Annotated in this window: 1 protein-coding gene (only partly in view); it reads right to left on the reverse strand. The window is 50.0% G+C overall.

Annotated features, from left to right (window positions below; genetic code table 11):
• Positions 1 to 15,237, reverse strand: partial view of a non-ribosomal peptide synthase/polyketide synthase gene (locus tag AC1DCV_RS04635; protein WP_477022076.1) — the 3' portion only. 13,185 nt of this gene lie beyond the right edge of the window; the window shows 15,237 of its 28,422 coding nt (coding positions 13,186-28,422); its start codon lies off the right edge, out of view; it ends in the stop codon at positions 1 to 3.

Consider the following 15,237-nt stretch of genomic DNA (forward strand, 5'->3'; position numbering starts at 1 on the left):
TTATAGCTCAAAGACTTCATATTCCCCATTGGCTTCCAGTTCTGTGCTTGCAGCTGCAGAGGCGATATAGGCACTTAACTGCGCTATATCCTTGCACTCAAACAGCTTGCTTACGGGAACATTCACCCCTTGTTGGTTACGCAATGCAGCCATCAGCCGGATAGCCATGAGAGAATGTCCTCCCAATTCAAAGAAGTTATCGTGAATGCCTACTCGTTCTACTCCAAGCAGTTCTTTCCAGATATCTGCGAGCGCCTGCTCCATATCATTTCTTGGCGCTACATAATCATTCTGGAACAAGGCGCCTGCATCCGGATCAGGCAACGCCTTACGGTCTGTTTTACCATTGGATGTAAGCGGCATTTTTTCAAGGTGCACCAGCAATGCGGGCACCATATAATCCGGTAGTTTGGCGTGAAGCCATGCATTGATTCCTTCTTTGTTAAACTCACCTTGTGGCACTACATAACCGATCAGCCTTTTGCGGTCTCCATCCTCTCCTCTCGCCAACACTACCGCCTGGCTTACCAGCCCGGATTCCTGCAATACACTTTCTATCTCACCCAATTCAATACGGAAGCCGCGGATCTTTACCTGGTCATCTATGCGGCCCAGGTATTCGATGGTGCCATCCGGCAGCCATCTGCCAAGATCACCCGTTCTGTAAAGGCGGTCGCCTGCATTTTTGCTGAATGGATCCTGTACAAAACGTGCAGCCGTGAGTTCAGGACGGTTTAAATAACCTCTGGCCAATCCATCTCCTCCTACATATAGTTCTCCGGTAATACCGATGGGAGCCGTCTGCTGGTAAGGATCCAGTACATACAGACTCAGTGTCGGAATAGCTTTTCCGATTACACTGCTGCTGGTTATTGCTGCGAGTTCCAGTTCCTGGTAGGTAACATGCACCGTGGTTTCGGTAATGCCATACATATTGATAAGCCTGCTGCCGGGATATTGTTGCAGCCACGGTTTCACCCGTGCAGGGTTCAGTGCTTCGCCACCGAAGATGACGTACCGTACCGGCACCGTAGCTGCATTCGCTGTCAGATAATCCTGCAGCACATAAAATGCGGATGGTGTCTGGTTCAGTATCGTTACTCCCTGTTTGATGACCAGTTCCCCGAATGCTGCAGCATCCTGCGCAATATGTCTGGGCACTATTACCACACGGCCGCCATAGAACAATGCACCGTACATTTCCCATACCGAGAAGTCGAAACAGAAGGAATGGAACATGGTCCATACATCTGCTGCATTAAAATCATACAGCGGTGTATCTGTTTCAAATAACCGCACCACATTCCGGTGCTCTATCATCACCCCTTTCGGTTTGCCGGTAGATCCGGATGTGTAGATCACATAAGCCAGTTGCTCCGGACGGACTGTAATACCAGGTGCTTCAGACGGATAACCGCTGATGATGGTGGCATCGCCATCCAGGCGGATAATATCCAGGGCAGCAGTAAAGCAGTCTGCACTGGCATTGCTGCTCACAACAATAGTAGCATCCGTATCTTTCAGCATGTAGTCGATACGTTCTGCCGGGTAATCCGGGTCCATCGGTACATACACCCCACCGGCCTTCAGTATACCGAGGATGGCAATGATCATTTCCAATGACCTTTCTATACAAACCGGTACAAATGTTTCTGCGGCTACGCCTTTGCTGATGAGGTAATGGGCCAGCTGCGATGAACGTTCATCCAGCTCCCGGTAGGTAAGTGAAGTGCCTTCAAACACCACCGCAATAGCATCCGGTGTTTGCACGGCCTGACGGGTAAACAGGTCTATGATATTTTTATCACGCGGGTAACCGGTGAGACTGTCATTGAAATGCAGCAGCAGTTGTTCTTCCTCAGCAGACGGCAATATAGACAGGGCGCCTATTTGCGCCGCAGGTGTTTGTACCACTGCGCGAAGCAATTGCTCAAAATGCGTGAGCATGCGTTCAATCGTATCATGATTGAAAAGGTCAACACAATATTCTACGTCTGCCTGGATACCTTCCGGACTTTCCTGTAGCATGAAAGTGAGATCAAATTTCGTAGTACCCTGACCGGAAAGTTCAGGTGTCACCGTTATATCAGCCAGGTGCAGCTCACCAGCTTCCGGTGCATTCTGGAATCCGAATACTACCTGGAATAATGGACTGCGGCTCATATCGCGGTCTCTCACCACCGTTTCCACCACTTTTTCAAACGGAACATCCTGGTTTTCATACGCACCTAACATGGTTTGTTTTACCTGTTGCAGGAAGGCGGTAAAAGATGGATTGTTGCCCAGGTCACTCCGCAGAGCGAGGGTATTTACAAAGAACCCGATCAGCCCTTCTGCTTCCTGTTGTGTTCTGCCGGCCACTGGTGTACCCACGCAGATATCAGGCTGGTGAGTGTAGCGGAACAGCAGCACCTTAAAGGCTGCCAGCAATGTCATAAACAGGGTGGTACCTTCCTGCTGCGACAGGGCATGCAGTTGTGCAGAAAGCGCAGGATCGATGCTGAAGTGCGCCGATGCACCGCGGGTACTTTGAATGACGGGGCGTGTATGATCTACCGGCAATTCCAGTGTAGCCACACCCGTTAGTTTGTCCTTCCAGTAGCCCAGTTTATTTTCCAGTACATCCCCGGAAAGATAAGCGCGCTGCCAGATGGCATAGTCCGCATACTGGACAGACAGCGTTGGTAATACGGCCTCCCTGCCTGATACAAAAGCATCATACAATGCCATCAGTTCATTTACCAGGATGGCGGAAGACCAGCCATCAGAGGCAATATGATGCAGTGTTACCACGAGGATATATGCTTGATCCCCTGTGCTGATCAGCTGTGCCCGCAGCATATAATCTGCTGCCAGATCAAATGGGGTAATGATCAGCTGTCTTATATAGGTTTGTAACGAAACATGCGCTGCTTTCCATTCCGTATCATCTGCTACTTCCAGCTGCCATCCGTTTTTCTCCAGTACCAACTGATAAGGCTGACCTTCTGTTTCCCGGATAACGGTACGCAGGGCCTCGTGACGGTTTACTATTGTTTGCAGGGCATACTCGAGGGCATCACTGCGTAAGTTCCCTTTTAACTGGAGTACCACGGGAATATGATATTGCAATGTACCTTCCAGCTGGTCAATGAACCATAACCTTTCCTGGCTATAGGACAGCGGGATATGCGCAGGCCGTTCCGCAGCAACAAGCAATGGTACACGGCTGGTATCCTGTTGACCCTGTAACCTGGCAGCCAGCAAAGCGATAGTCGGATATTCGAATATATCACCGATAGCTACTTCCACACCCAGTTGTTTCCTGATGGCGGAGATGACCCGTATCGCCAGCAGGGAGTGACCTCCCAACGCAAAGAAATCATCATGAACACCCGGCTGTTCCACTTCCAGCAATAGCGACCAGATAGCAGCCAGTGTTTTTTCTATGGCTGTTTGTGGCACTCCTCCTGTTTCCCTGGTGAGGGTTACATCAGGATCAGGTAATGCCCTGCGATCTATTTTACCATTGGCCATGAGTGGGAAATGATCCAGTTGTACCAGCGCGGCAGGTACCATATAGTCAGGTAACAGTTCACGCAGGTAAGCGATGATACCATCCTGATCATATTCTTCCTGTGGGATCACATAGCCGGTGAGACGGTTGGTACCGCTGTTATCCGGACGTGCTATCACCACTGCCTGTTTAACAAGCGGACAAGCACTTAATACCTGGCTGATCTCACCAGGTTCTACGCGGTAGCCGCGGATCTTCACCTGGTCGTCCACTCTTCCGAGGAAAACAATATTTCCATCCGGCAGATATTTTACTTTATCTCCTGTGCGGTATACTTTTTCTTCACTGTCCGGTGCAAACGGATCAACGATAAAACGGCTGGCCGTTAATGTTTCATTATGCAGATAACCTGCGGCCACACCATCACCACCAATGTAAAGTTCTCCCGGAACCCCTGCCGGGCAGAGTTTTCCTTCGCTGTCCACAATATAAATGCGGGTATTGGAGAACGGCTGGCCTACCGGTACTACCTGGTTGTAGATAGTGCCCGGCTGTACCACATGCAGCAGTTTTCCAATAGTCGTTTCCGTTGGGCCGTAGTGATTTACTATCGTGCAGGAAGTGGCAGCTGCACGGATACTGTCTACTACCCCTGCGCCTAATGCTTCCCCACCGAAGATGAGCAGCTTTTGCGGCAGCAACAGGTGATCTGTATCAGACAGCGCTTTCCAGTGCGATGGTACAATTTTGATCACGTCAATAGGATGTTCTCTGAAATAACGGCGGATACTTTCCGCATCGTTGATAGTAGTCTTTGCAAACAGGTGCAGGGCTGCACCATGCACAAGCGCCGTGAACAGTACCGTGTTACCAAGATCCGTGGCGATGCTGGACAACAGGCCGAAGGAACGGCATTCTGCCACCGGCAGATGTGCCTGCAGGCCTGCCAGGTAATCGGCCAGGTTGCGGTGAGTGATCATCACCCCTTTAGGCGTACCGGTACTACCGGACGTATAAATAACATACAACAGATGCTCGGGCGATGGCAGTGTATCCGGCACCGTTACCGGGTAAGCACTGATACGGTCCAGATCATCATCCAGCAGGATGATCTGCAGGCCACTGTCGGCGGGTAATACGCCGCTGGCAATCTGGCTGCTCACTACTATTGCTGCGCCGGTATCTTCCAGCATGTATTTAATTCTTTCTGCCGGAAAATCGGGTTCCAATGGGACATAGGCACCACCGGCCTTCAGGATTCCCAGCATCCCCACAATCATGTCGAGGGAACGTTCTATACATAACGGTACCAGTGTACCTGCTTTTACTCCCTTTTTACGGAGATAGTGTGCCAGCTGGTTGGTCCGTTCGTTTAGTTCATCGTAGGTGAGTGTGTTATTTTCAAATACCAGTGCAGTAGCCTGCGGCGTAGCAGCTGCCTGCGCCTGGAACAGGTCCACAAAAGTCTTTTCTTCCGGATAATCCACCCGGCCCTTATTGGCTGCGAGCAGTAACTCCTTACGCTCTGCACCGGTGAGCAGGTCCAGCTCACCAATAGTAACATGCTCATGGTCCAATACCTGCAGCAGTACCTGTTCAAAATGCCGCATGATTTTTCCGATATGCAATGCTGGCAGCAGGTGGCTGTTATATGTAAATAACAGATTGGTTTCCTTACCGATACTAATAATGATAGTGAGCGGATAGTTGGTATGCGGGTGCACCTGCACATCCCCTACCTGCAACTGCCAGGTCCGGGAGGATAATACCTCGCTTACCGGGAAATTCTGGAAAGTGATAGAACTGTCAAACAGGTCGCCGGCAACACCGGACCACTGCTGGATATCACTCAGTCGCGCATATTGGTATTCACGACTTTGCAGTTGGCTTTGTTGTATTGCCTCCAGCCATTCTGTAATGTGCAATCCTGCTTCCAGGCGTGTGTGCAGCGGCAGTGTATTAATATACAATCCTACCCTTGATTCCACACCCGGCAGATCTTCCGGACGACCGGATACCGTAACACCGTAAATAACATCCTGTCTGCCGGTATAGCGGTATAACAGGTACGCCCATACGCCTTCCATTAATGTGCTCGGGGTAATATGATGTTGCTGCGCATAGGCGGCCAGACGCGCGGTAACTCCGGCATCCAGCACATGCTGCATTTCCATATAGGTACCTGCTCCCTTTGTACGGATGGCAGTAGCATCTATAAATGGTAGCAAGCAACCTTCCTCCACTCCTTCGAGTGCACTGCGCCAGTATTGTTCTTCCTGTTCCAGGTCGCGCTGGTCCAGGTAACGGATATATGCTTCGTAATCGTCCACTGCGGCGGCAGGTACCGGATCACCAGCTGTCAGCAGCTCATAGGCCGTCAGTAGTTCCTCCATCAGTACCGGCATAGACCAGCCATCAAGCAGAATATGATGCGATGTCCAGAACAACCGGTACACATTATCCTGTAAACGGAGCAGGGTAAAGCGCATCAGCGGTGCAGCACCAAAGTCAAAAGCCTGGCGGTTATCCCGCAATGCAAATTCCTCTACGGCTGCGGCCTGCGCATCCGGCGCCAGATGGCGATAATCCAGTATTTCAAATGGCAGTATAATATCGCGGTATACGCATTGTACCGGTACTGAGAAAGCATCATAATAAAAAGCACTTCGCAGGATGGTATGCTGATGTATCACCTGCTCCCAACTTTCTCTGAATGCGGTTGTATGCAACTCTTTCAGCTCACAACTGAACTGTTCTATATAAGTACTCCCCGCTTCGTCATACAGGCTATGGAACAACATGCCTTCCTGTAATCCGCTCAGGCGATACATGCTCTCTACCTGGCCGCGGCGTGGTGCGCCGTTGAAGTCAGTGTCGAGGAATGCGTCCAGTTCCTGGCTGGTGACTATTGCCCCCAATCCATAGTCCGATGGTGTAAACACCGGAGCTCCCAGACTCAGGCAGTGACCGATCAGTGTTTGTAAGTGCGCCACATAATCTGCTGACAGCTGTGCAATAAGCGCCTCATTAAAATGCAGATTGCTGTAACGCCACTGAATCACCAGCTCACCTCCCTGGATGATACTGTCAACAGTCAGTTTATCTGTCAATATAAAATCTGCAGCAATACCGGAACCCGAAGGTTCTGTTGCCATTTTTAAATAGCCCTGTTCCTTCACTACATTATCTGCCTGGCCGAGATAGTTGAACACTACATTCCAGGGTTCCCTGCCCTGCAGGTATGCGGCCTTGCCAATGTATTTCAATATACCGTAACCAATTCCCTTATCAGGCACCTGCCGCAGCTGTTCCTTCACTGCTTTCAGTACAGCGCCTGTTTCCCTCTCTGCCGGTACTTCCAGCAATACAGGATACAGGGTGGTGAACCAGCCTACCGTATGACTGGTATCTATACCAGCAGCGATGTCTTCACGACCATGTCCTTCCAATCCTATCACTACGGTTGCGGCATCGTTCCACGCCGAAAGCGTGAGTGCCAGGGCACTTAAAAGAATATCGTTGATTTCTGTATGGTAGGCGCGCGGAACTTCCTGCAACAGCTGTTGTGTTTGCAGCGTATCCAGTTTTACTTCGCAGTAACCGGTATCCGATACCGTCACTTTTCCTTCGTATTGTTTTTCCGTACGCAGCGGTATATAACCTGCTGCTACTTTTTTCCAGTAGGCTTCCTGGCTGAGCAACCGGCGGCGGTGCCCATAGTCTCCCAATGCGGTATACCACTGGCGGTAGGAGCTGCCTTTCAGACCCAGCATGCCGGAAGTGGCTGCAGGTCCTTTTTTCAACAATACATCCAGGTCGTCCAGTAATATTCTCCACGAAACACCATCTACGGCGAGGTGATGGATGACGATGAGCAACCTGTTGTCAGCTACATCACCTGGTGTCAGGAAAAGTGTTGCATGCAGCAGGATACCCTGTTCAATATCCAGGTATTCATGACTGCTGTTACCGTATGTTTCCAGTTCAGTGCTCCATGAAGGTGTTGCCTGTTGCTGCAAATCCACAACGGTTAATGCGCCTTCCTGCGTGCCAAACTGCTGTTGCCAGCCATGTTCACCATAGGTGTATACAAACCGTAAGGCATCATGATATTGCAGTAATGTGCGGATGGCGGTAAGAATGGTATCTGCAGATAACTGCTTATCTACCGACAGCAACATACGCTGGTTAAAGCGTGCATCTGTAAGACCGGTCATATCAAAATACCGCTGTTGAATCGGCAACAATCCGCTGCTGCCTGTCAGGATACCCTGTTCCCCGGTGGCCAGTGTGCTGCGCTCACCTGCTATCAGTGCGGCCAGGCGGCTGATCGTCTGATGCATGAAGATATCACGCGGTTGCAGTTCATAGCCGGCACGTCTTACGCGGCTCACCACCTGTATAGTAACAATGGAGTCGCCACCCAATTCAAAGAAATTATCGTGTATGCCTACCCGTGAGATACCCAGCAATTCCTGCCAGATACCAGCGAGCACCTGTTCTGTTTCATTTCCAGGAGCTACATAGGCGTCTGCACGTACCGCACCCAAATCCGGGTCCGGCAATGCTTTTCTGTCTATCTTGCCATTGGCAGTCATCGGCAAAACTTCCAGCGGTACCATTACGACAGGCACCATATAATCGGGCAGCTTTTGCTGCACATAGGCCAGGATACCTTCCTTATTGAAAACACCAGCCGGTACGATATAGGCTACAAGCCGCCTGTGCTGATGAGGACTGTTCTTCTCCACTACGGCTGTTACCACTGCTTTATCTACCAGTTCACAATCCTGCAATACATTTTCTATTTCTCCCAGTTCTATGCGATAACCGCGGATCTTCACCTGTGTATCTATCCTGCCCAGGTATTCAATAGTACCATCCGGTAACCACCTGCCCAGGTCCCCTGTGCGGTACATCCTGCTGCCAGGTTGCGAATGGAAAGGATCTGCCACAAATTTCTCCGCAGTCAGATCAGGACGGTTAAGGTAACCACGCGTTACACCAGCGCCACCGATACAGATCTCACCAGCAATACCTGCCGGCATTAATTTATTGCCTGGCCCCAGGATATAGACATGTGAATTATCCACCGGACGACCAATAGATGCAGATGCCTGTCCTGGTGTTAACCTGCACACGGTACTGTAAGTTGTATCTTCTGTAGGTCCATACAGGTTCCGCACTATCATTTGCTCCAGTACCCTGCTACGCTGTACTTCTGCAGGAATCGGCTCACCGGCCATATTCAGCACCGTAACCGGTGACAGATCTGCCTGGCTGTTTAATAACGCCTGGATTACACTAGGCACGGTATTCAACAGTACAGCAGTATCATCTGCCAGGTACTTTTCAATCGCCAACCCGTTCTGCACTATCCTTATCCGTTTACCAATTGTCAGTGGATAAAACAATTCAAAAATCGAAAGGTCGAAACACATGGAAGTTGTTGCATACACCATATCAAACTTGTCTGCTTCAAACTCACGCTGGCACCAGCATATAAAGGCAAACAAATTTCCATGTTCTATCATCACCCCTTTGGGTTTACCGGTAGATCCCGAAGTATAGATCACATAGGCCAGCTGGTCTGGTGTTGTTGGCACGGCTACCCGTGTGGTGGCATAATTGTCTATTATTCCGCTGGCTTCATCCAGCGATATAACAAGCGCCTGACCAGCATCCGGTAATACCCTTTTCCTGGAGGCACTGCTGCTGACGATCACCGTTGCCGCTGTATCCTGTATCATGTAACTGATACGTTCCAGCGGATATTCCGGATCAATTGGCACATAGGCGCCACCGGCCTTCAGTATACCCAGCATGCCGATGAGCATTTCGGGTGACCGTTCTATACACAACGGTACCAACGTTTCGCTTTCCACGCCGCGGCTGATAAGGTAATGCGCCACCTGGTTGGAACGTTCATCCAGTTCACGGAAGGTAAGCTCCCTGCCATCGTGCACTACCGCTATAGCATCAGGCGTAAGTGCCGCTTGTGCCACAAACAGATCTATTACCGTTTTATCCTGCGGGTAATCATGGACAGTGTTGTTAAATATTTCCAGCAACTGCTGGTATTCTCCCGGAGCCAACATTTCAACATCGTTGATATGCTGCGCCGCTTTGCTAACAATCTGCAGCAATACCTGTTTAAAATGCGCCGCAATGGACTGCACATATACCTGATCCAGCAGCCGTGTATTATAGCTGAATTGTATATCTATTTCCGCTGCCGCTACAATCACTATATCGAGTGGATAGTTGGTTTGCTCACGTACAACAGGATTTTCTACCTGCAGTTGCCATGGCTGCGCTGCCAGCACCTTACTAACCGGGAAATTTTCAAATACCAGCAGGCTGTCGAACAGATCGCCCCGTACACCTATCCACCGCTGTATTTCATGCAACGGCGTATGCTGGTGTTCGCGGCTCTGCAGTTGCGTTGCCTGCAATGATTGCAGCCACGCTGTTACTGCCTGTTCCTTGTTGATGGTAGTCACCAGTGGGATCGTATTGATGTACATTCCAACCCGTTCTTCCACGCCTGCCAGATCTTCCGGCCTGCCGGATACGGTAGTACCAAAGACTACCTGTTCACGTCCGGTATAATAATGTAACAGGAACGCCCACACGCCCTGCATCAGGGTATTGACGGTGATCCTGGACTGTTGTACAAATTGTGTAATCAGCTGTGTAGTGGCGGTGTCCAGCAGCAGCTTCTCCGCCATTACGGCGCCACCTGCCCTGGTCCTGTCTGTCACTGCACTGATGAAAGGCAGCAAGGTGGGTTCTTCTACCGTATGCAGATAATTGCGCCAGTAGTTTTCTTCCGTTTCCCTGTCACGATGCTGCAGGTAACTGATATAGTCTCCATAACGGTCTTCTTTCACCGGTGGCAGCGCTTTTCCTGCTGCCAGCAATTCGTAGGTGCGTAACAGTGACTCCATCAGCAGGGGCAATGACCATCCGTCTATTAAAATATGGTGGAAGGTCCAAAGCAGGCGGTAACGCGTTTCATCCAAACGGATGAGTACCATCCGCATGAGCGGTGCCGCGGAAAAGTCAAATCCCTGGCTGCGGTCTGCTGCATCCAGTTCCTGAATTGCCTGCGCTTGTTCTTCCGGAGTATAATGCCTGTAGTCATGTATTGTGACCGGCAGTTGTACTTTGTGATATACACATTGCACCGGCACAGAGAAAGGACCGGTATAAAAGGCGCTGCGTAATATGCTGTGGGTGCTGATCAGGTGTGCCCAGCTTTGCAGGAAAGCTTCTTCCTGCAAGCCTGTCAATTCACAGGAGAACTGTTCAATATAGGCGCCACCGTTACGATCATACATACCGTGGAACAACATACCTTCCTGCAAACCACTGAGCGGATAAATGCCTGCTACCTGGCCACGTCTTGGCGCACCGTTATAATATTCATCAAGGAATTCGTCCAATTGTCCGATGCTAACCACATCACCCAAGCCATAATCAGACGGCGTGAACACCGGTGCAGTATCCATACAATGGCTGATCAGCTGTTGCAGGTGCACCAGGTAATCGCTGGCAAGTTTATTGACCGTTGCCTCATCAAAGTGCCTGGTACTGTAATCCCATTGGAGGATCAACTGCCCGTCACGGATGATGCTGTTCACTGCCAGTTTTTCATTGACTGGACACGCCGCTCCGGTATCTTCACCGGAAGGTCCTGTAGCCAGACTTACATATTTACCGGCAATTGCATTATCAGTCTGCCCAAGATAGTTGAAGAGGATTTCCCATGGATCTTTGCCTTGCAGGGATGGTGCTGCTGCTATATATTTCAGCACACCATAACCCAGTCCCTTACCGGGCACCTGTCGCAATTGTTCCTTCACTGCTTTCAGCACATGACCGGTATGACGAGGATCCTTTACTTCCAGCAATACGGGGTATATACTGGTAAACCAGCCCACCGTACGACTAAGATCTATGCCAGGTGCAATATCTTCACGACCATGGCCTTCCAGGCCGATCAATACTTTAGCGGTATCATTCCATGCCGACAAGGTAAGTGCCAGTGCTGCCAGCAGAAGGTCATTGATTTCTGTATGATAGGCACGTGATACATCCTGCAGCAGCTGCCGCGTAGACACCGCATCTAACCGGTTTTCAAAACTTCGTATATCCGATTTAGTTAGTCCATCGGTATACGCTGTTACTACCCGTAACGGTAGTTCATGATTGGTTACCTGGCGCCAGTACTCCTCCTCTGCTTTTACCTGGCGGCGTTGACTGTATTGTACCAGCGTTTCATGCCACTGCCGGTAAGAGCTACCCTTGGGTGCTGTTAACAACCTAGTTTTACTGCTGAGTAATTGTTCCAGGTCTTCCAGCAGGATACGCCAGGAAACCCCATCTACTGCAAGATGGTGTATGGTTACCAGGAGCCGGTTGTCTTTTTCGGCAGCCGGCGTGAGGAACAATACCGCGCGGAACAGTTCACCACGTTGCAGGTCGTGGCTTTTATGATAATGATCTGCGTATTGTACCAGCTGGTTATCCAGCTGACTGGATGCTACCTGCTGCAGATCCACCGTTGCCAGGGTTCCCTGCACACTACCATATTCCTGTTGCCATCCGTCCCCGTTATGGGTGTAGGTAAAGCGCAGGGCATCGTGGTAAGTAGTTAACTGTTCTATGATGGCAGATAATGTGGAAGCGGGAACTTCTTTGGATATATTTAAGAGCGTATGTTGATTATAATGCGATGTATTGGTTCCAACTGTATCAAAATACCATTGCTGTACCGGTAGTAAACCACTGCTGCCGCTCAACAATCCCTGCTCGCCGATGGCTGTCTGAGTTTTTGCAGACAACAACAGTGGTGACAGGGCAGCAATTGTTTGATGGATGAACAGATCACGCGGATGTAATTCGTAACCGGCGCGTTTGGCACGACTTACTGCCTGTATGGTAATGATAGAATCGCCTCCCAGTTCAAAGAAACTATCGTGAATGCCTACACGTTCTACTCCCAGCAATTCCTTCCAGATGTTGGCCAGCGCTTCTTCTGTTTCATTGCGCGGGGCCACATAGGTATTGGAAAGGAGTTCAGCGGCATCTGGATCCGGCAATGCCTTTTTATCCGTTTTACCATTGGAGGTAAGCGGTAGCTTTTCCAGCGGCACCAGCAATGCAGGCACCATGTAGTCCGGTAGTTTGGAACGCAGCCAGGCGGTAATGCCTTCCTTGTCAAATTCATCCTGCGGCACTACATAGCCGATGAGCCGTTTCTTATCGCCCTCACCCTTTACCAGTACTACCGCCTGGCTTACCAGGCCGGATTCCTGTAGTGTGTTTTCTATCTCACCCAGCTCAATACGGAAACCGCGGATCTTCACCTGGTCATCTATGCGACCCAGGTATTCGAGTGTACCATCGGGAAGCCATCTGCCGAGATCACCGGTACGATAAAGCCGGTCGTCCGCATGTTTGCTGAAAGGATCCTTGATGAAACGTGCAGCCGTCAGTTCAGGACGGTTTAAATAACCTCTGGCCAAACCATCTCCCCCTACATACATTTCACCGGCAATGCCCACTGGTACCGGCTGCTGGTAAGGATCCAGCACATACAGACTCAGTGTCGGAATCGCCTTACCGATCACACTGCTGCTGCTTACCATACCCAATGTGAGTTCCTGGTAAGTAACATGCACGGTGGTTTCAGTAATACCATACATGTTGATCAAGCGGCTATCAGTGTATTGCTGCAGCCAGGGTTTTACACGTGCAGGATTCAGCGCTTCCCCACCGAAGATCACATACCGTACCGGCACTGTAGCACTACGGGCAGTAAGGTGATCCTGTAATACATAAAATGCAGAAGGCGTCTGGTTTAGTATTGTTACACCCTGCGCCAGGATCAGCTCACCAAAGGCGACAGTATCCTGTGCAATATGTTTGGGTACGATGACCACACGGCCCCCGTAAAATAAAGCACCATACATTTCCCATACTGAGAAGTCGAAACAGAACGAATGGAACATCGTCCAAACATCTGCAGCGTTAAAATCATACAACGGAATATCTGTTTCAAACAGGCGTACTACATTCCTGTGTTCGATCATTACCCCTTTGGGCTTGCCGGTAGAACCGGAGGTATAAATCACATAGGCCAGTTGCTCCGGACGCACTGCGATATCAGGCGTTGTAGATGGATAACTGCTGATGACATCAGCATCGCCATCCAGGCGGATGATATCCAGGGCAGTAGTGAAGCGGTTTGCACTGGCATTACTGGTTACAATGATAGCAGCCCGGGTATCTTCCAGCATGTAGTCAATACGTTCTGCCGGGTAGTCCGGGTCCATAGGCACATATACACCACCTGCCTTCAGAATACCAATGATACCGGTGATCATTTCCAGCGACCTTTCTATACAAATGGGCACAAGCGTTTCTGCCTGTACACCTTTACTGATAAGGTAGTGTGCCAGTTGAGAAGAACGTTCGTCCAGCTCACGATAAGTAACTGAAGCATCTTCAAATACCAGGGCAATTGCATCTGGTGTTTGTACTACCTGCCTGGTGAACAGGTCTATGATATTTTTATCGCGCGGGTAACCGGTGATGCTGCTGTTGAAATTAACCAGCAATTGTTGCTCTTCGGCGGCCGGCAGTATGCGCAGGGCGCCTATCTGTGCTGTTGGCGTATGTACTACCGACAACAACAACTGGCGGAAATGACTGATCAACCTTTCTATGGTAGCTGCTTCAAACAGGTCCACACAATATTCCAGGTCGGCAACAATGCCATCTGCATTTTCCTGCAGGATAAAAGTGAGGTCAAATTTGGCAGTAGTATTTTCTACCTGCTGTGGGATAACTGTTACATCACCCAGGCTCATATCTCCTGCATCAGGAGTATTCTGGTAGGCGAATACCACCTGGAACAATGGGCTTCTGCTCATATCCCTTTCCCTGCCCACTACTTCTACTACTCTTTCAAATGGAATATCCTGGTTGTCGTAGGCGCCCAACATGGTTTGTTTCACTTGCTGCAGGAAGGTGGTAAACGGCGGGTTATTACTGAGGTCACTGCGCAGCGCCAATGTATTTACAAAAAAGCCTGCCAGCCCTTCCGTTTCCTGTTGTGTTCTACCTGCGATAGGTGTACCGACACAGATATCATCCTGTCCGCTGTAGCGATACAGCAATACTTTAAGTGCGGTGAGCAGGGTCATAAACAACGTAGTACCCTGTTCCAGCGACAATGCCTGCAACGGTGCTATGAGTGCAGGTTCCAGCCTGAAGTACTTGGTAGCACCGCGGATGCTCTGAATATTCGGACGTGCAAAATCTGTTGGTATGTTAAGGGCAGTTACCCCTTCGAGTTTATTTTTCCAGTATTGCAGCTGCCGGGTAAATATTTCTCCGGACAGATGTTTACGTTGCCAGATAGCATAGTCTGCATATTGTACCGGCAATGTGCTGAGTTGTGGCTCACGGTTACCACTATACGCTGCATACAATTCTTCCAGTTCCCGGACAATGATCCCTACTGTCCATCCATCGGAGGCAATGTGGTGCATCACTACTACTAACAGGTATTCACCGTCAGCCTGTGTGATAACGGTAGCGCGTATCATATAATCTGCCGAGAGATTGAATGGTGCGGCAATGAGTGATGTGATAGTGGTTTGCAGCGCGTCCGCATCCTCCCGGAGCAGTGGCTCATCCATGATCTGCAGTTGCCAGCCATCTGTCGT

The sequence above is a fragment of the Chitinophaga sp. 10T418 genome, assembly GCF_056394125.1.